Consider the following 20,539-nt stretch of genomic DNA (forward strand, 5'->3'; position numbering starts at 1 on the left):
CTTTTGTTCTTTCTTTTTATTAGTTAAATGTAATCAATGACAAACTTAAGACGTGTATAGTGAAGGAGGGGTAATTATGGCTATCTATCATAATTTTCTTAACTCTTGGGTGCAACGGCACATAAACTTTCTTCGAAGTTTTCTTCTGTTTAAACTCAATAACTTCTCTATCGCTAAACATTTTAATTTGCTCTGCATCACGAATTATTTTTTCTAATAAACTTTTTAGAACCTTTCTGTTTTGTTTTTCCACTTCGGTCAAATTAGAAACTTGATCGGTAAAGTCAGAAGAATACCTCAATAAATCATTATTTACTGTTTCTCTATTCTTAAGTGTTGAAACAGCTCTTATTCTTTGGTTAGATTTATCCCAATTTTTTGGAGCAACTTTATATCCTGTAGCAAATTTTAGACGATTATTTCTTCCAAAACTATAATCTAGGATTATAGAAGTTTCTGCTTTAGCATTGACATCTTTTTAATCTATATTTAATCGTTCCAGAAGTGGAATGAATAGCTCTACTCATAAATTACAACAAATTAATAAAGGGACAACACACCCTTTATATATAGTTATATCAAAAGTAGATAAATTATTCAATAAACCTTATGAAATCAATTATAATAAGGTTTACAAATAGTTTCAGTTAAAACAAGGTAACATGTTATAAAATGAAAAGTGGTACTAGAGGCACCACCATCAAAAAACCGATTCAGATGAATCGGGTTTTTTGGTTTTTAATGCTATTCCTGCTACAATTAGTAACACTACTAATACTTAGTATTTCAACTTTTGTTAAAATAACTTCCTATAATATTCTTTTTCGATAGCTTTTTTATGCAAAAAATTAACACACTTGAACATCATAATTTATTTTAATTTAAAAAATTGAATATCAGTTATTTAAGCAAATGACAGTGTCATTGGATTTAGATTGCTACATGGAATAGAAATCTTTAAACATAGCATAACAAGTAATTTAGATTTAGCAAATCATTTTTGCCACAATAAAACTATGGATGAATTAAACAAATACAGTAAAACAGTAACACAAGATCCAACGCAACCAGCTGCTCAAGCCATGTTGCATGCCATTGGATTAACCAAAGAAGATTTTTTTAAACCTATAGTCGGAATTGCAAGTACAGGTTACGAAGGTAATCCATGTAACATGCACCTTAATGACTTAGCAAAACTGGTCAAAGAAGGTACGAAGAATGAAGATATTATCGGATTGATTTTCAATACCATTGGAGTAAGTGACGGCATTTCTATGGGAACACCAGGAATGCGTTATTCTTTACCATCTCGTGATATTATTGCAGATTCAATGGAAACTGTAGTACAAGCCATGAGTTATGATGGATTAGTAACTGTTGTTGGATGTGATAAAAATATGCCTGGAGCATTAATGGCTATGATCCGTTTAGATAGACCATCGATTTTAGTTTATGGAGGAACCATTGATTCTGGCTGTCATAATGGGCAAAAACTAGATGTTGTTTCTGCTTTTGAAGCATGGGGAGGCAAAGTTGCTGGCACTATGACCGAAAACGAATATCAGAATATCGTTGAAAAAGCATGTCCAGGAGCAGGTGCATGTGGAGGTATGTATACAGCAAACACAATGGCTTCTGCTATTGAAGCTTTAGGAATGGCATTACCTTTTAATTCTTCAAATCCTGCATTAAGTGATGCAAAGAAAGAAGAGTCGGTCAGAGCTGGTGAAGCGTTAAGAAATTTACTCGAAAAAGATATAAAACCTTCAGATATAATCACTAGAAAATCACTAGAAAATGCTGTGAGATTAGTAACTATATTAGGTGGCTCTACAAATGCAGTATTGCACTTTTTAGCTATTGCTAGAGCTGCTCAAATTGATTTTACATTAAAAGATTTTCAAGATATAAGTGACAACACACCTTTCTTGGCCGATTTAAAGCCGAGTGGACAATATTTAATGGAAGATGTTCACGCTGTTGGCGGAATTCCAGCAGTATTAAAATACCTTCTTAAAAAAGGACTTATTCATGGAGATTGCTTAACCGTAACAGGAAAAACAATTGCCGAAAACTTATTAGATGTTACTGATTTAAAAGAAGGACAAGACGTTATCAAACCAATAGAAGAACCCATCAAAATTTCCGGGCACCTAAGAATGCTATATGGCAATTTAGCAACCGAAGGAAGTGTTGCTAAAATTACCGGAAAAGAAGGCCTTAGCTTTAAAGGAAAAGCTAAAGTATTTGAAGGTGAATATGCTGCAAATGATGGTATAAGAGATGGAAAAGTTGAAAAAGGAGATGTTGTAGTCATTCGTTATGAAGGTCCAAAAGGAGGCCCAGGAATGCCAGAAATGTTAAAGCCAACTGCAGCCATAATGGGAGCTGGACTTGGTAAAGATGTCGCCTTAATTACAGATGGAAGATTCTCAGGTGGAACTCATGGATTTGTTGTTGGACATATAACACCAGAAGCTCAAGAAGGCGGAACATTAGCCTTTGTAGAAGATGGAGATATCATCACAATTGATGCAGAAACCAACACAATTTCAGTTGAAGTCTCTGAGGAAAAATTACAAAAAAGAAGACAAAATTGGAAAGCACCAGAGCTAAAGTTTGAACGTGGTGTACTTTATAAATATGCAAAAACAGTATCATCAGCGTCTAAAGGCTGTGTAACTGATGAATTTTAATAGAAAGCAGAGATGAAAGAAACTCAAACGATAGAAAATCAAACTAAAACTTCAGAAACTACAGAACGAATTTCTGGTAGCGAAGCTGTTATAAAATGCCTACTCGCTGAAGGTATTGATATCCTTTATGGATATCCAGGAGGCGCAATTATGCCTGTTTATGATGAATTATATAAATACCAAGATAAAATTCATCATGTCTTATCTCGTCATGAACAAGGAGCTGCTCATGCTGCTCAAGGTTATGCTCGTATTTCTGGTAAAGTCGGTGTTGCCATGGCAACTTCAGGACCAGGAGCTACCAATCTAATTACTGGTATTGCTGATGCTCAAATAGATTCTACTCCCTTGGTTTGTATCACTGGTCAAGTAGGTTCCCATTTGTTAGGAAGTGATGCTTTTCAGGAAACTGATATTGTAGGCATTTCAACACCTGTAACTAAATGGAATCACCAAATCACAAAAGCATCAGAAATTCCTGAGGTTTTCGCAAAAGCATTTTACATCGCCAAAAGCGGAAGACCTGGACCTGTTTTAATTGATATTACAAAAGATGCTCAGTTTGAAGAATTCGATTTTAAATACGAAAAATGTAAAGGAGTAAGAAGTTACAAACCTGTTCCAAATACAGACGAGAATTCACTGAAAGCTGCTGCAAAACTCATTAATAATGCAAAGAAACCATTAATAATTTGGGGACAGGGTGTTATTTTAGGTAAAGCTGAAGAAGAATTTAAGGCTGTTATTGAAAAAGCAGGAATTCCTTCTGCTTGGACTATTTTAGGAGCTTCTGCTATTAAAACCTCACATCCATTAAATGTTGGTATGGTTGGTATGCATGGCAACTATGCACCAAACGTTTTAACCAACGAGTGTGATGTCCTAATCGCAATTGGAATGCGTTTCGATGATCGTGTAACAGGAAATTTAGCAACCTATGCTAAACAAGCCAAAATTGTTCATTTTGAAATTGATCCTGCTGAAGTTGATAAAAACGTGAAAACCGATGTCGCTGTGCTTGGAGATGCCAGAGCAAGTTTAAAAGATTTATTGCCATTACTAAATGCAAACTCGCATAATGATTGGCATCAAAAATTTAAAGATTTATATAAAATAGAATACGATAAAGTCATTAAAAATGATTTACACCCTACAAAAGAAGGTTTAACCATGGGAGAAGTATTGAAAGAAATCAATATTCAAACTAAAGGAGAAGCAGCTATTGTTAGTGATGTTGGTCAACACCAAATGATAGCATGTCGTTATGCAGAATTTAATAAAACGAAAAGTAATATTACGTCTGGTGGTTTAGGAACCATGGGATTTGCATTACCAGCAGCAATTGGAGCAAAGATGGCAGCACCTAATCGTGAAGTCGTTATGATTGCTGGAGATGGTGGCTACCAAATGAATATACAAGAATTGGGTACTATTTTTCAGCAAAAAGTACCAGTGAAAATTGTGGTATTAAATAATGAATTCCTTGGCATGGTACGTCAATGGCAACAATTATTTTTTGATAAGCGCTATGCCTCAACAGAAATGGTAAATCCAGATTTTGTAGCTATTGCAAAAGGATATCACATTGATGCTAAAAAAGTGTCTGAAAGAAAAGATTTAAAAGCTGCTGTAAAAGAAATGATCGATTGCGAAGGTCCTTATTTTTTAGAAGTAAGAGTTGAAAAGGAAGGCAATGTCTTTCCAATGATTCCTACTGGTGCAAGTGTTTCAGATATAAGATTAGAGTAATTATGAAAAACGAAAACAAACAATTTACCGTTTCAATTTATACGGAAAACAATATAGGATTGTTGAATAGAATTTCGGCAATTTTCCAAAGAAGACATATGAATGTTGAGAGCTTAAACACATCTCCTTCAGAAATTGAAGGTGTATCAAGGTTTACGTTAGTGGTCAATATTACAGAGTCTCAGATGAAAAAGGTCATTGGTCAGATTGAAAAGCAAGTTGAAGTGATTAAAGCTTACTATCATACTGAAGACGAAATCATTTATCAAGAATCATGTTTATTTAAAATAAAGTCAGAATTACTATTTGATGAACGTCAAATTCAGAATATAATCAAAGAAAGTAATGCTAGAATTGTAACCGTAAACAAAGATTTTTTTGCTATTGAAAAATCTGGTAGAAAAGAAGAAATAGATTTATTATATAGAGAATTAAATGTCTTCGGTATTATGCAGTTCACACGTTCAGGACGTGTTGCTGTTACTAAAGAAGAAATGAGAATATCAACGATGCTAAAAGCATTTCAACATTAAATTAAAATAGAAAGTAAGATGTCAAATTATTTTAACACATTACCATTAAGAGAACAATTAGAGCAATTAGGAAAGTGTCGTTTTATGGATGCTTCAGAATTTGCAAATGGTGTAAACGCATTAAAAGGAAAGAAAATTGTAATCGTTGGTTGTGGAGCACAAGGTCTAAACCAAGGGTTAAACATGAGAGATTCTGGGTTAGACATTTCTTATACATTAAGACAAGCGGCAATTGATGAGCAACGTGATTCATACAAAAACGCAACATCTAATGGTTTTACTGTTGGAACTTATGACGAATTAATACCGACTGCTGATTTAGTTTTAAATCTTACTCCAGACAAGCAACATACAAATGCTGTGAAAGCTGTAATGCCATTAATGAAAAAGGGAGCAACATTAAGTTATTCTCATGGTTTTAATATTGTTGAAGAAGGTATGAAAATCCGTGAGGATTTAACTGTAATAATGGTAGCACCAAAATCACCAGGTAGTGAGGTTCGTGAAGAATACAAACGTGGATTTGGAGTACCAACATTAACTGCTGTACACCCAGAAAATGATCCAGAAGGAAAAGGTTGGGCACAAGCAAAAGCTTATGCTGTAGCCACTGGTGGAGATAAAGCAGGTGTTTTAGAATCTTCTTTTATCGCCGAAGTAAAATCAGATTTAATGGGAGAACAAACCATTTTATGTGGTTTACTTCAAACAGGAGCTATTTTATCATTTGACAAAATGGTTGAAGAAGGTATCGAGCCAGGTTATGCTGCAAAATTAATTCAGTTTGGTTGGGAAACTATTACGGAAGCTTTAAAACATGGAGGAATTACCAACATGATGGATCGTTTATCTAATCCTTCAAAAATCAAAGCATACGAATTATCTGAAGAGTTAAAAGATATTATGCGTCCATTATTTAATAAGCATATGGATGATATTATCTCTGGACATTTCTCAAAAACTATGATGGAAGACTGGGCAAATGATGATGTTAATTTATTAGCATGGAGAGCTGCAACAGGAGAAACTGCTTTTGAAAAAACAGCTTTAACTTCAAATCATATTTCTGAACAAGAATATTTTGATAACGGAGTTTTATTAGTTGCATTTGTAAAATCTGGTGTTGAATTAGCATTCGAATCTATGATTAGTGCTGGTATCATTGAAGATTCTGCTTATTACGAATCGTTACACGAATTACCATTAATAGCAAATACAATCGCAAGAAAGAAATTATTTGAAATGAACCGAGTGATTTCTGACACTGCTGAATATGGTTGCTATTTATTTGATCATGCTTGTAAGCCATTGTTAACGGATTTCATGAAAACGGTTGACACCAATATCATCGGAAAAACATATTCAGACGTAAATGCTGTGGACAACATAGAATTAATCGCAATAAACGATGCGATTAGAAATCATCCTATTGAAGCTGTTGGTCAACGTTTACGTGCTGCAATGACAGCAATGAAAGTGATTGAAACTTCGACTACTGAAAGTGCAGTTTTAGCTTAAATGAACGTTTATCCTGTCAGGTTTCAAAAACCTGGCAGGTATTTAATATAGAACAAAAGAGATACCCACGTTCATGGGTAATGAACATGAAAGACACAACAACAACAGTATATAGACCCACAATTAAAGCTATTGAAGCCGCTGCCGAAAAACTCAAAGGTATTGCTTCAGTGACACCTCTAATTAAAAACGCTCGATATTCTAAGCATTTTGGAGCAAATATTTTTCTTAAAAGAGAAGACTTACAAGAAGTCCGTTCTTATAAGATTAGAGGAGCTTATAATAAAATTTCATCTTTAAATAGATCTCAAATTGAAAATGGAGTTGTGTGTGCGAGTGCTGGAAATCATGCACAAGGTGTTGCTATTTCATGTAAACTTTTAAAAATAAAAGGCACTATTTTCATGCCTTCTCCAACACCTGGTCAAAAAATTGAACAGGTCAAAATGTTTGGCGAAGATTATATAGATGTTGTTTTGGTTGGTGACACTTTTGATGATGCTTACCATGCCGCAAAACAACAAAGCGAAGACAATAACAAAATTTTTGTTCACCCTTTTAATGATGAAAAAGTTATTGAAGGCCAAGCAACTGTTGGTTTAGAAATTATTGATCAGGCTGAAGCACATCCAATTCATTATGTATTTGTTCCTGTCGGTGGTGGCGGACTTGCAGCTGGATTATCATCCGTTTTTAAAATTTTATCGCCTCAAACAAAAATTATTAGCGTAGAACCAAAAGGTGCGGCAGCTATGCTCACTTCTATAAGAGCAAATAAAAATATTGAACTAAAATCAATAGATAGTTTTGTAGATGGTGCTGCTGTAAAACGTGTTGGTGATTTAAATTTTGCAATTTGTAAAGAAACCTTGCATCGCGTTGTTACTGTTGATGAAGGTAAAGTTTGTCAAACTATACTAGAATTATACAATAAAGATGCTATTGTTGCCGAACCAGCAGGAGTGCTAAGTCTTTCAGCTTTAGAGCAATTTAGAGATGAAATAAAAGGTAAAAATGTAGTTTGCGTAATAAGTGGAAGCAATAATGACATTACACGTACTGCTGAAATTAAAGAACGTGCTCTACTCTATGCAAATCTAAAACATTATTTCATTATAAAATTTCCACAACGTGCTGGAGCTTTGCGAGATTTTGTCGTAGACATTCTTGGACCAACAGATGACATCACACATTTTGAATATACGAAAAAAGCCAATCGGGAAAATGATGTTGCTGTAGTTGGCCTGCAGCTAAAGTCACCTGATGATTTAGAACCATTAATTACCAAAATGAAACTTCAAAATTTTTATGGAGATTACCTTAACGACAAACCTGATTTATTTCAATTTTTAGTGTAATTTTTCTTTTTTTTGAATTAAAACAATTGCATTGTTATTTGTCTAAAACGTTTTAGTGATGAGTAATAATTATTCATTGGATTAAATAATTAAGAATTCAGTAATTCTTTTATTTATAATTGGTTCGATGGATTTATTGTATGAAATTAGCCTTATAATTTTAACTAATATTTTCACAAATGAGAACCTCATTTTCAGAAATTCAAGAGCCTTTTAAGATAACATCTTTAGTAAATCAAAATAGTTATTTAGTAGGAGGCGAATTAAAAACTTGGAGAGGCGAAACATCCAATGTTTATTCTACTATATCTTCAACTGAAGATTATAAGCCAACATTCTTAGGCACCATTCCAACTTTAGGTAAAAAAGAAGCGCTTTCTGCACTTGACGCTGCAGTTTCAGCTTACAATAAAGGACAAGGATTATGGCCAACAATGAAAGTTGTAGATCGTATTACTTGTATGGAAAAGTTTGTAGAACAAATGAAAACCAAACGAGAGGAAGTTGTAAAATTATTGATGTGGGAAATTGGTAAAAACTTACCAGACTCAGAAAAAGAATTTGACAGAACTGTAGAATACATTTACGATACCATTGAAGACTACAAGCAAATGGATCGAGATAGCGCTAAATTTGAAAAAAGCTCTGGTGTAAATGCTCACATTCGAAGAGGACCTTTAGGAGTTGTACTTTGTTTAGGACCCTATAATTATCCTTTAAATGAAACCTTTGCGCTGTTAATTCCTGCATTAATAATGGGGAATACAACCATTTTCAAACCTGCTAAGATTGGTGTTTTATTATTATCACCTTTATTAGAAGCTTTTCAAAATAGTTTTCCAGAAGGTGTGGTTAATATTATTTACGGAAGAGGACGTACAGTTGCTACACCAATTATGAGAGATGGACGTGTTGATGTTCTAGCTTTAATTGGAAATAGTAAATCTGCAAATGCGCTACAAAACGAGCACCCAAAAAGTAACCGTTTGCGTATGGTTTTAGGTTTAGAAGCTAAGAATCCTGCCATAGTATTAAAAGATGCCGATTTAGATTTAGCAATAGACGAATGTATTGCAGGAACAACCTCTTTTAATGGTCAACGTTGTACAGCATTGAAAGTACTGTACGTTCATGAAGACATTATTGAAGAATTCAATAAACGCTTTTCTGAAAAAGTCGATGATTTAAAATTTGGTAACCCATGGGAAGATGGCGTAAAATTAACACCATTACCAGAACCAGATAAACCAGCATATATTCAAGAATTAATAGATGACGCATTTAATAAAGGTGCTAAAATCATTAATAGTAAAGGTGGCGAGACAACAGAAAATTATATTTTTCCAGCCGTTTTATATCCTGTAACCAGAGATATGCGTGTTTATGAAGAGGAGCAATTTGGACCTGTAATTCCTATAATTCCATTTTCAGATATTGAAGAACCTTTAGATGATATGGCAGCTTCTAACTATGGGCAGCAAGTAAGTTTATTTGGAAAAGATGTAAAGACATTAGCACCTTTAATTGATACTTTAGTGAACTTAGTATGCCGTGTTAATCTTAATAGCTCTTGTCAGCGTGGACCAGATGTGTATCCTTTTACAGGCAGAAAAGATTCAGCAGTTGCAACTTTGAGTGTGCATGATGCTTTACGCTCCTTCTCAATAAGAACTTTTGTTGCTTCAAAAGACAATGAGTATAACAATGCTATTTTAAAAGATTTAATGGATTCTAGAGCCTCAAACTTTGTGAGTACAGATTATATTCTTTAAATAAACAGCTTATAGGTGAGATATTTATATTATGAAAGTCAATTAATTCGAAATTCATAAAATTAGTACGAAACAGGAATTTATCACTTGGTATTAGAAATTTAATATGTAGATTAGCTTTATGTTTACACAAAGACACAATAATAGAGCTCCCAGACCCATGGCAAAACGCCGTCACTAATACTTCAATTTAGCAACAAACTCTATATTCATTTTTTATTATTTTATTGTGTACAATTCAAATTTCAAATATCAGTTTCAATCTTTAATTATCTCTTCAGATAATCATGGTTTTGTACACCGCTTTTTTCCACGTCGCCCTTAGGGTGTATGTCTATGTATTGAACTTAGGTGAGTCCAGTTCAGCTTTCAAAAAACAAAACACATTTTTTAATTAAAACTCAATTTCAATGAAAATTGTTATTGCTGATAAATCACATACAGTTTATGCAGACATTATCTGCAAAACTATCGAAGACGCTGCGCAAGTCAGAGGAACTGGTATCGCAAAACGAAAACCGGAATACATTTTTACAAAAATGGAAAACGGTAATGCTGTAATTGCCTTAGATGGTGATCAATTTGCAGGCTTTTGTTATATCGAATCTTGGGGACACGGAAAATTTGTTGCCAATTCTGGATTAATTGTACACCCAAATTTTAGAAACCAAGGTCTAGCAAAGAAAATCAAAAAGGTAATTTTCGAACATTCGAGAATGAAGTTTCCAAATTCTAAAGTTTTTAGTATTACTACAGGTTTAGCTGTTATGAAAATGAATAGCGATTTAGGCTATAAACCTGTTACATTTTCAGAATTAACAGATGATCAATCCTTCTGGAAAGGCTGTCAGACCTGTAAGAATTTCGACGTATTAACTAGAACAGAGCAAAAAATGTGTTTGTGTACTGGTATGCTTTACGATCCTAATAAAAAGGAAGACGAAAAACCAGAAGAAAAAAATATTGATAAAAAAGTATGGACAAGATTGAAAAACATTAAACAATCTATGTTTCTAAAAAAAGATAAAAAATGAGCAAATTAGTAATTGCATATAGTGGTGGATTAGACACATCTTATTGCGCTGTGAGTTTGAGTAAAGCTGGTTATGATGTTCATGCAGTAAGCGTGAATACAGGCGGTTTTACTTCAGAAGAAATCAAAAACATTGAGAGTAACGCCTACAAAATGGGTGTTTCAACATATAAAAATATTAATGCTATTGCGTCGTATTATGATAAAGTGATTAAGTACTTAATCTTCGGAAATGTGCTTAAAAACAACACCTATCCCTTGTCTGTAAGTGCAGAGCGAATTATTCAAGCGATTGAAATTGTTGAATATGCAAAAAGCATTGGAGCCAAATACATTGCGCATGGAAGTACTGGAGCTGGAAACGATCAAGTACGTTTCGATATGATATTCCAAACCTTAGCACCAGACATTAAAATTATTACACCAATTAGAGATGGAAAATTAACGAGACAACAAGAAATCGATTACCTAGTAGAAAACGGAATTGACATGTCATGGAACAAAGCCAAATACTCTGTCAATAAAGGGCTTTGGGGAACAAGTGTTGGTGGAGAAGAAACGTTGACCTCAGAAAAACCTTTACCAGAATCGGCTTATCCCTCACAATTAGAAAAAGATGGTGAACAGAAAGTAACCTTAACCTTTGAAAAAGGTGAACTTATTGCTTTAAACGGAAAAACCGATTCTGCAGATAAAAACATAGAATTATTAAATGATTTAGCTTCAGCATTTGCTATTGGTAGAAATATCCATGTTGGTGACACCATTGTTGGTATTAAAGGTCGTGTTGGATTTGAAGCTGCTGCTGCTTTAATCATTATCAAAGCGCATCATTTATTAGAGAAACACACTTTAACTAAATGGCAATTACAACATAAAGATTACTTGTCTAATTTCTACGGAATGCATTTGCATGAAGGTCAATATTTAGATCCAGTAATGAGAGATATGGAAGCTTTTCTTCAAAATAGCCAAGCTAAAGTTTCTGGTGATGTTATCGTGACTTTAAAACCTTATCATTTCTCATTAGACGGTATATCATCTCAGCACGATTTAATGAATGCAAAATTTGGAAGTTACGGTGAAGAAAATAAAGGTTGGTCTGCAGATGAAGCGAAAGGTTTTATTAAAATATTAGGGAATCAAAATAAAATCTATCAACAAGTAAATTCAGAATTATGATTACAACAGGAATTATAGGAGGTGCTGGTTATACAGCAGGCGAATTGATTAGAATGTTACTCAATCACGAACAAGTAATTATCGATTTTGTATTCAGTACATCTAATGCCGGTAACAAAATTTATAAGATACATCAAGATTTAGTCGGTTCTACCGAAATGGAATTCACAAGTCATATTAATGCTAATGTAGATGTGCTATTTCTATGTTTAGGTCATGGTAATTCAACAGTGTTTTTAGAACAACACACCTTTTCTGATAACACTAAAATTATTGATTTAAGTAACGATTTTAGGCTTGAAGCTGATAAGACTTTTAATGGAAAGAACTTTGCATATGGTTTACCTGAATTACAAAAAGAAGCTATTAAAGAAGCTAATTACATCGCAAATCCTGGTTGTTTTGCAACAGCGATTCAATTGGCAATATTGCCATTAGCTGAAGCCAACTTAATCAAAGAAGACATACATATTAATGCAGTAACTGGTGCAACTGGTGCTGGAACATCATTATCTAAAACCACTCATTTTACATGGAGAGATAATAATTTTTCGCATTACAAGGCATTTACGCATCAGCATTTAGGTGAAATCAACCAAACCGTGAAGCAATTACAAAGTGGCTTTGATTCTGATATAAACTTTATGCCAAATCGCGGCAACTTCTCAAGAGGAATTTTCGCAACTGCTTACACAACTTTTGAAGGTTCAATCGAAGATGCTAAATCACTCTATAAAAAATATTATAAAGATGCTGCCTTTACATTTGTTTCAGATGAAGATATTCATTTAAAGCAAGTGGTGAATACTAATAAATGTATTCTTCATTTACATAAACATGAAGGCAAATTATTGGTAACAAGTATCATTGACAATTTATTAAAAGGTGCTTCAGGACAAGCCATTCATAACATGAATTTAATGTATGGGTTTGAAGAAACGGAAGGATTAAAACTTAAAGCTAATTTCTTTTAAAACGTATTAAAAAATGAAAATCGCAATCATAGGAACAGGAAATCTAGGGAAATCAATCGCAAAAGGATTGATCACTAACAATGCTATAACAACATTATATCTTACCAAACGAAACTTGAATGACATTCAAGAATTTGAAGGTTATAAAAATGTGCTATTAACAACAGATAATATTGAAGCTGTAAAACATTCCGATATTCTAATATTTGCTATTCAACCTAGACATTTTGAACAGATTTTAAATGATGTTAAACCGCATTTAAATGAAAACCATGTGTTAATTTCAACAATTACAGGCTATGTAATTCCAAAGATTGAAACACAAATTGGGAGTGATCAGTTTATCATAAGAGCGATGCCAAATACTGCAATTGCAGTTGGTAAATCGATGACGTGTTTATGTAGTAATGAAAAAGGTAAAAAGCGAATTCAAATTGCAGAAGCTATTTTTAATAGATTAGGTCATACGTTGGCAATACCAGAATCTCAGATGCAAGCTGCAACAGTAGTATGCGCTAGTGGTATTGCATTTTGGATGCGATTAATTCGTGCAACGACACAAGCCGCAATTCAACTTGGTTTTGATGCTAAAGAAGCGCAAGAACTTGCAATGTATACGAGTGAAGGTGCTGCTAATTTATTAATTACAAATGGTGATCATCCAGAAGAAGAAATTGATCGTGTAACAACACCAAAAGGTTGTACGATTACAGGTCTAAATCACATGGAACACAAAGGCTTGAGTTCTTCATTGATACAAGGTATGGTTGCTTCATTCGATAAAATTAACAACATTAAAAAGGAACAGACATGAGTTTATTCAACGTTTACCCTTTATATAATGTTACACCTGTAAAGGCAAAGGATGTTTATGTTTACGATGATAAAGATGTTGAGTATCTCGATCTTTATGGTGGACATGCTGTAATTTCTATTGGACATTCGCACCCAAAATATGTAAGTGCAATTTCTAACCAAGTTGAAAAACTAGGTTTTTATAGTAATGCAATTCAAAATCCATTGCAAGTTGAATTAGCAGATAAATTAGAAGAACTTTCTGGATGTAAAGACTATCAATTATTTTTATGCAATTCTGGTGCTGAAGCGAACGAAAATGCATTGAAGCTAGCCTCTTTTCATAATGGTAAGCATAAAATATTAGCGTTTAAAAATTCGTTTCATGGACGAACTTCAGCTGCTGTTGTAGCAACTGATAACCCTAAGGTAGTTGCACCAATAAATGCACAACAAGAAGTCGATTTTGTAGACCTAGGTGATTTAGTATCTGTTGAGACCGTCCTTAAAGCAAACAAAACTTGCGCTGTAATCATAGAATGTATTCAAGGTGTGGGTGGATTAGATCAATCTACTACAGAATTTTATCAAGGTTTGGATCAACTTTGTAAACAATACAACACTGCATTAATTGCTGATGAAGTACAATCTGGTTTTGGAAGAACTGGTGACTTTTTCGCTTTTCAAAAGCATAACATCGCACCAGATATTATTTCAATTGCCAAAGGTATGGGCAATGGTTTTCCAGTTGGAGGTATTTTGATTCATCCATCAATAAAAGCTTCATTCGGCTTATTAGGCACTACATTTGGTGGCAACCACTTGGCTTGTGCTGCAACACTTTCTGTTTTGGATGTTATTCAAGACCAAAACCTCATGCAAAATGCATTTAATATTTCAGACTACTTTATTAAAAAAGCAAAAGACTTACCAAATCTAAAAGCGATAAAAGGAAGAGGATTAATGCTCGGTTTAGAGTTTGATTTCCCAATTTTGGAATTGAGAAAAACACTCATATTTAAGCATCATATATTTACAGGAGGTGCTAAAAACCCTAATCTAATTAGGATTCTTCCTCCTTTAACTATAAAGAAAAAACACATTGATCTCTTTTTTGATGCCTTACATAAAGAACTAAATTAAGATGAAAAATTATACAACTTTAAAAGACATATCGAACATTTCAGAACTTATAAAGGAAGGTATTTTATTAAAAATGAACCCTTTTGAATTTAAAGATTTAGGGAAGCACAAAACCTTGGTCATGCTATTTTTTAATTCGAGTTTAAGAACACGATTAAGTACAGAAAAAGCGGCAAAGAATTTGGGTATGGACGTGATGATTTTAAACGTGAATGACGCATGGAATTTAGAGTTTGAAGATGGAACAATTATGAATATGGACAAATCTGAACACATCAAAGAAGCAGCTCAGGTGATTTCACAATATGCAGATATTATTGCTGTTAGAGCCTTCCCTACATTGAAAGACAAAGCAAAAGATGAATCAGAATTTGTGATCAACAACTTTAAAAAATACGCGACCGTTCCTATCGTTAACATGGAATCTTCAACAGCGCATCCTTTGCAAGCCTTGGCAGATGCGATTACCATTTCTGAATTAACTGAAAAAGCAAAACCGAAAGTAGTTTTGTCATGGGCACCTCATCCAAAAGCGTTACCACAAGCAGTTGCAAATTCGTTTGTAGAAATGATGCAAGACTTGGATGTAGATTTAACTATTACACATCCTCAAGGCTATGAATTGAGTGAAAAAATTACAAAAAGCACAACCATTAATTACAACCAAGAAGACGCTTTAAAAGATGCCGATTTTGTATATGTAAAGAATTGGAGTAACTATAATGATTACGGGAAAATTCTTAATAATGATGAAAATTGGATGATGACTAAAGCTAAATTGGGTAAAGCAAAATTTATGCATTGCCTGCCTGTGCGACGTAATGTTGTAGTGGAAGATTCGGTTTTAGATAGCGATCAGTCTGTTGTAATTAAGCAAGCAAATAATAGAACTTTTGCTGTGCAAGTGGTATTAAAGCAACTATTAGAAAATTTATAAATGCTGTCTGGTCGAGCGCAGTCGAGACCTCATTAACCTCTCGACTGCGCTCGAGGAGACAAAAGATTAAATATGAATACATTAAAAATCATAAAAATAGGAGGAAACATAATTGACAACAGTGAAGCATTAGAACTATTCCTGAGTCAATTTGCAAAGCTTAAAGGCCCAAAACTATTAGTTCATGGTGGAGGAAAATTAGCAACGAAACTTGCTAAAAAAATGAGTGTTCCTGTGAAAATGAATGAAGGTCGACGCATTACAGACAGTGACACTTTAGACATCATAACTATGGTTTATGCAGGGAAAATTAATAAAAATATAGTAGCACTACTGCAAGCAAACAATTGCAATGCTATTGGGTTTTCTGGAGCTGATGGAAACACTATAGTTTCAGAAAAAAGACCAGCTACAACTATCGATTATGGCTTTGTAGGAGATGTGAAAAAAGTAAACACGAATACATTAAAAGTTCTATTAGAGAACCATATTATTCCTGCTTTTTGTGCAATTACGCATAATAAAAGTGGTCAATTACTAAATACCAACGCAGATACAATAGCATCTGAATTAGCGATTGGATTTGCTTCAATTTATAATACAGAGCTTTACTATTGTTTTGAGAAAAATGGTGTTCTCGAAGACATAGAAAACGATGATTCTGTTATTGAAAACATCAACACTGAAAGTTATAAAACATTAAAAGATAACAATATCATATTTGAAGGTATGCTACCAAAATTAGACAACTGCTTTCATGCTATACAGCATAGCGTACAAAAAGTTTGTATTGGAAAATCAGACATGCTTTTCAATAAGAATACTAAACACACAACCATAACAAAATGATTGAACAACTGACAACAGAAGCCATTGCTTTATTAAAGCAGCTTATAGAAACACAGTCATTTTCTTCGGAAGAAGACCATACTGCTTTATTGATTGAAGGTTGGTTTCGATCTCACGACATTCCCTTCAAAAGAGATAACCATAACATTTGGGCAACCAACAAATATTTTGATGAAAGCAAACCAACACTATTATTAAACTCACATCACGATACCGTAAAACCAAATAATGGTTACACCAAAAACCCTTTAAAAGCTATTGTTGAAGACGGCAAATTATATGGTTTAGGAAGTAATGATGCTGGTGGTTGTTTAGTATCCTTAATCGCAACATTCACCTATTTCTACAAAAAGAAAAACTTGAATTACAATATGGTCATTGTGGCTTCTGCTGAAGAAGAAAGCAGTGGACCAAATGGCTTAAATAGTATGTTATCCATAATTCCAAAAATTGATGTGGCTATTGTTGGAGAGCCAACATTAATGAATTTAGCGATTGCAGAAAAAGGACTTGTGGTTTTTGATGCAAAAGTAAAAGGAACAGCTAGCCACGCAGCACATCCAAATACAGATAACTCAATATATAATACCATTGATGTTTTAATATGGTTTCAAGATTATAAGTTCGAAAAGAAATCACCTGTACTTGGTGATGTAAAAATGACAGTAACTCAAATTAATGCTGGCAAACAGCATAATGCTGTTCCATCTGAAGTTGAATTGGTTGTTGATGTTAGAGTCAATGATAAATATACTAATCAAGAAATTGCTGATATTTTAAAAACAAAATCACCATGTTCAACAATTGAAGCACGTAGTTTACGATTGAATTCATCTTCTATTCCTATTCATCACGATTTGGTAAAAGCTGGTATTTCCTTAGGAAGAGAGACTTATGGTTCGCCAACGTTATCAGATCAATCTGTTTTAACCTGTCCATCATTAAAACTAGGACCAGGTGATAGCATACGGTCACACACAGCAGATGAGTTTATTTATTTGACTGAAATTGAAGAAGGGATTGATTTATATATAAAATTGTTAGAAAACGTATTATAAAGATTGTCTGGTCGAGCGCAGTCGAGACCTATTAAAATTAAAGACCTCTCGACTGCGCTCGAGGAGACAGCAACAAAAATCAAGAAATATGAAACTCTGGGACAAAGGCTATTCAATAGATAAAAAAATAGAACAATTTACTGTTGGTAACGACAGAGAAATTGATATGCATATTACTAAATATGATGTGCAAGCCTCATTAGCACATGCCATAATGTTAGAATCCATTGGAATTATCACGTCGGATGAATTACTACAACTAAAATCAGGATTAAAAGTTTTAAGTGAATCTATAGCATCCGGAACATTTGTAATTGAAGATACATTTGAAGATGTCCACTCTAAAATTGAACATGAGTTGACTAAAACCTTAGGTGACGTCGGAAAAAAAATCCACACAGCGCGTTCTAGAAATGATCAGGTTTTGGTTGCGCTTCAACTCTACTATAAACAGAATTTGCAAATCATAAATGATAAAACAGAAACGTTTTTCGATACGCTTTTAAGTTTAGCTGAAACTCATAAAACGCAATTACTACCAGGTTACACGCATTTACAAGTTGCCATGCCGTCTTCTTTTGGCTTATGGTTTTCTGCCTATGCCGAATTATTAATTGATGATGTCTATGTCTTAAATGCAGTGTCAAAAATTGTAGATCAAAATCCTTTAGGCTCTGCAGCGGGCTATGGCAGTTCTTTTCCTATTGATAGAGATATCACCACTGCAGCATTAGGCTTTTCAACCTTAAAGTATAATGTAGTAGCCGCACAATTAAGTAGAGGAAAAAGTGAACGAGCGATTGCCAGCGCTTTAGGTGGATTATGTAATACGATGTCGCGTTTTGCTATGGATATCTGTTTGTATATGAGTCAGAATTTTGGCTTTATCTCGTTTCCAGATGAATTAACTACAGGAAGTAGTATTATGCCACATAAAAAGAATCCTGATGTATTTGAACTTATCAGAGGGAAGTGTAATAAAATTCAGGCTTTACATACCGAAATGCTCTTAATCACTAATAATTTACCAAGCGGTTATCATAGAGATTTTCAATTGTTGAAAGAAAATATTATCAACGCTTTTGAAGATGTCAAAGACATTTTAGACATCTTTAATTATGCGATTCAACAAATCATAGTCAAAGATATAGACCTCAGCGATGACAAATACAAATACTTATTTACAGTGGATAGTATTAATAATTTAGTAGTTGAAGGCATGTCTTTTAGAGAAGCGTATCAGAAAATTGGTAGTGAAGTTCAAAACGATACGTATCAACCAGATTTAGGAAAAGAACACTCTCATATTGGAAGTATTCATAATTTGTGTTTGGAAGATATTCGGGCTAAGTTTCCAAAGTGATTTGAGTTTTGATTTACATCATTTTAATAGATTTTAAAATTGATAACCCGTTGGTAAACTTTTGAAAAATTAAACATGAATTAGTTCAAACGAATAATTATAATCTATTAATCCTTTACTTTTCTCATTGTCAATCCACGCTTTTTCTTCGTGGCTTAATTCTCTTATTTCTTTCGCATTGTACTTTTCGAATTTTGAAACAATTTTATCTAAAATATCTATTTCAGCTTTATCAAATAATGTACTCTCAAATATTTTTGATGGGATTTTAATAAACTCTTCACCAACTAAACCATTTGGATATTGAACCGAAATTAAATCTACAATCTGTTGGTCTGAAAGGTAATCGAATAGGGTTCGAAATTTCTTCGGTACCGGACCATGCGTATGTGCAAAATAACGAGTTCCACTTATTGAAATACCAGTTAATTTATAATATAAAAAATCTGAATAAAACAATAGTTTGTTCATTTTGGTAGGTGTTACTTGCACCTTTTCAGTAAAATACACTACCATCTCAACTAGTTTGTCAAAATTTGGTTTTTTGTATCCTGAAAAATTATCAGGTAAAAAATTGTAATCAAAAACATAGTCAATCAATTCTTGCTTTCTCTTATTTAGTTCTTCTTCCTTTCTAACTTTGGCAATATTTCTTAAAAACTTCTCCCTTTGAGGTTCAGAAATTTCATTATTACTTTTTATCAACCCTTTTAATGTTCCTTCACTATTAATTACTGCTTTCAATAAGGCAGCATTAGCCAAACTAGGAACTTCCCCTTTTTCATAATTGCTGTAACTATTAACACCCAAACCTAATACTTTGGTTAGATCTGCGTAACTAAAAGAGTATTTTTCTCTAAATTCTCTTATTTCTTCTGCAAATGGAACATTATGATTATCTCTGTATTGATTATAAACTTGATTTAAATTAAATTCATCTAACTCTGTGGTTGTAAATGATTCACCACTATCTTCACAAAAATAACTCTTGTGATTATACTCAAATTCTTCTTTTCGAAAAACCAAAATACTCTTCTCAATTTTTAAGGTCATTTCCTTACCTGTGATTGGACTTTTCATAATTGTTTGTTTTTTAGTTTAATTTCTTAAGAGGAAATTCCATTGGATAATCCGCCTTATGAAAAGAGATGCAAACTGCTCCTCCAGTCATTTTTGAAATAGTCAATTTAATATAGACTTGTTGACCTTTAATAACCTTTCCGAAAACCCACATTTCAGTTCCACCTTGCTGAGTTTCTTCTAAAGGGCCTTCACTGTAATCCTCTACTTCTAAATTTAAAATTATTTCTTCACGCATTTTAGCGGAAATACTTAAATCTGCAAGATTCTGAATACTATTTTTAGGGCGATTGGAGAAGATTATGCCTATAGACTTTATAATCGCCTTAAGTTCTTGCAAAAAAGATTTTATAACTGATTTTTCCGCCATATTAACGCGTTAAATTCACCGCAAATATAAACATAAACTTAAATAAAACAACTTTAAAGTGAAATTATAAACATTTTATTAACATATATCAACTTTAAAATGAATGAAATTGTAAAATTATTTATAAAT

At 33.3% G+C, this 20,539-nt stretch carries 17 protein-coding genes and 1 pseudogene; 15 read left to right on the top strand and 3 right to left on the bottom strand.

Annotated elements, in window-relative coordinates:
• Nucleotides 1-19 precede the first annotated feature (19 nt).
• Nucleotides 20-463: pseudogene (locus tag QZZ53_RS17140) on the bottom strand (hypothetical protein); the annotation flags it as partial.
• Between the two features lie 553 nt (nucleotides 464-1,016).
• Here QZZ53_RS17140 and ilvD point away from each other — a divergent pair.
• From ilvD to argH, 15 genes are all read left to right on the top strand, one after another.
• The gene (ilvD, locus tag QZZ53_RS10365; protein WP_296384296.1) at nucleotides 1,017-2,696 is read left to right on the top strand and encodes a dihydroxy-acid dehydratase; all 1,680 of its coding nucleotides are present in this window, start codon (nucleotides 1,017-1,019) and stop codon (nucleotides 2,694-2,696) included.
• A gap of 12 nt (nucleotides 2,697-2,708) precedes the next feature.
• On the top strand, nucleotides 2,709-4,445 hold the full coding sequence (ilvB, locus tag QZZ53_RS10370; protein WP_296384298.1) for a biosynthetic-type acetolactate synthase large subunit: 1,737 nt from the start codon (nucleotides 2,709-2,711) through the stop codon (nucleotides 4,443-4,445).
• A gap of 2 nt (nucleotides 4,446-4,447) precedes the next feature.
• Nucleotides 4,448-4,978, top strand: a complete 531-nt coding sequence (ilvN, locus tag QZZ53_RS10375) for an acetolactate synthase small subunit (RefSeq protein WP_296384300.1) — start codon at nucleotides 4,448-4,450, stop codon at nucleotides 4,976-4,978.
• A gap of 18 nt (nucleotides 4,979-4,996) precedes the next feature.
• Nucleotides 4,997-6,496 carry a ketol-acid reductoisomerase gene (ilvC, locus tag QZZ53_RS10380; protein WP_296384302.1) on the top strand — a complete coding sequence of 500 codons (1,500 nt, stop codon included), beginning with the start codon at nucleotides 4,997-4,999 and terminating at the stop codon, nucleotides 6,494-6,496.
• A gap of 86 nt (nucleotides 6,497-6,582) precedes the next feature.
• Nucleotides 6,583-7,854 carry a threonine ammonia-lyase IlvA gene (gene ilvA, locus QZZ53_RS10385; RefSeq protein ID WP_296384304.1) on the top strand — a complete coding sequence of 424 codons (1,272 nt, stop codon included), beginning with the start codon at nucleotides 6,583-6,585 and terminating at the stop codon, nucleotides 7,852-7,854.
• A 179-nt stretch (nucleotides 7,855-8,033) separates the two neighbouring features.
• Nucleotides 8,034-9,626, top strand: a complete 1,593-nt coding sequence (locus QZZ53_RS10390) for an NADP-dependent glyceraldehyde-3-phosphate dehydrogenase (protein WP_296384306.1) — start codon at nucleotides 8,034-8,036, stop codon at nucleotides 9,624-9,626.
• Between the two features lie 410 nt (nucleotides 9,627-10,036).
• A complete protein-coding gene (locus QZZ53_RS10395; protein ID WP_296384307.1) occupies nucleotides 10,037-10,660 on the top strand; it encodes a GNAT family N-acetyltransferase in 624 nt (207 codons plus the stop codon).
• Nucleotides 10,657-11,841: an argininosuccinate synthase domain-containing protein gene (locus QZZ53_RS10400; RefSeq protein ID WP_296384309.1), complete on the top strand. Its 1,185-nt coding sequence runs from the start codon at nucleotides 10,657-10,659 to the stop codon at nucleotides 11,839-11,841. Before QZZ53_RS10395 ends, QZZ53_RS10400 begins: the two co-directional genes overlap by 4 nt.
• On the top strand, nucleotides 11,838-12,815 hold the full coding sequence (argC, locus tag QZZ53_RS10405; protein WP_296384310.1) for an N-acetyl-gamma-glutamyl-phosphate reductase: 978 nt from the start codon (nucleotides 11,838-11,840) through the stop codon (nucleotides 12,813-12,815). Before QZZ53_RS10400 ends, argC begins: the two co-directional genes overlap by 4 nt.
• A 13-nt stretch (nucleotides 12,816-12,828) precedes the next feature.
• Nucleotides 12,829-13,629 carry a pyrroline-5-carboxylate reductase gene (gene proC / locus QZZ53_RS10410; protein WP_296384312.1) on the top strand — a complete coding sequence of 267 codons (801 nt, stop codon included), beginning with the start codon at nucleotides 12,829-12,831 and terminating at the stop codon, nucleotides 13,627-13,629.
• Nucleotides 13,626-14,753, top strand: a complete 1,128-nt coding sequence (locus tag QZZ53_RS10415; RefSeq protein WP_296384314.1) for an aminotransferase class III-fold pyridoxal phosphate-dependent enzyme — start codon at nucleotides 13,626-13,628, stop codon at nucleotides 14,751-14,753. Before proC ends, QZZ53_RS10415 begins: the two co-directional genes overlap by 4 nt.
• 1 nt (nucleotide 14,754) lies before the next feature.
• Nucleotides 14,755-15,690 carry an acetylornithine carbamoyltransferase gene (locus QZZ53_RS10420; RefSeq protein WP_296384316.1) on the top strand — a complete coding sequence of 312 codons (936 nt, stop codon included), beginning with the start codon at nucleotides 14,755-14,757 and terminating at the stop codon, nucleotides 15,688-15,690.
• A gap of 72 nt (nucleotides 15,691-15,762) precedes the next feature.
• Entirely contained in the window at nucleotides 15,763-16,539 is a 777-nt protein-coding gene (gene argB, locus QZZ53_RS10425; protein WP_296384317.1) for an acetylglutamate kinase, read from the top strand.
• Nucleotides 16,536-17,597 carry a M20 family metallo-hydrolase gene (locus QZZ53_RS10430; protein ID WP_296384319.1) on the top strand — a complete coding sequence of 354 codons (1,062 nt, stop codon included), beginning with the start codon at nucleotides 16,536-16,538 and terminating at the stop codon, nucleotides 17,595-17,597. The genes argB and QZZ53_RS10430 overlap by 4 nt, the downstream gene beginning before the upstream one ends.
• 88 nt (nucleotides 17,598-17,685) lie before the next feature.
• Nucleotides 17,686-18,960: an argininosuccinate lyase gene (argH, locus tag QZZ53_RS10435; protein ID WP_296384321.1), complete on the top strand. Its 1,275-nt coding sequence runs from the start codon at nucleotides 17,686-17,688 to the stop codon at nucleotides 18,958-18,960.
• A gap of 69 nt (nucleotides 18,961-19,029) precedes the next feature.
• On the opposite strand, the gene QZZ53_RS10440 is transcribed toward argH, so the two are convergent.
• Nucleotides 19,030-20,040, bottom strand: a complete 1,011-nt coding sequence (locus QZZ53_RS10440) for a type II toxin-antitoxin system antitoxin SocA domain-containing protein (RefSeq protein ID WP_296384323.1) — start codon at nucleotides 20,038-20,040, stop codon at nucleotides 19,030-19,032.
• A 13-nt stretch (nucleotides 20,041-20,053) separates the two neighbouring features.
• Nucleotides 20,054-20,410 (bottom strand): hypothetical protein, encoded by a 357-nt coding sequence (locus QZZ53_RS10445; RefSeq protein WP_296384324.1) that lies wholly within the window; start codon nucleotides 20,408-20,410, stop codon nucleotides 20,054-20,056.
• Between the last annotated feature and the right edge of the window lie 129 nt (nucleotides 20,411-20,539).

This window comes from Winogradskyella sp. (genome assembly GCF_016744625.1).
In the GTDB taxonomy this organism is placed as follows: Bacteria; Bacteroidota; Bacteroidia; order Flavobacteriales; family Flavobacteriaceae; genus Winogradskyella.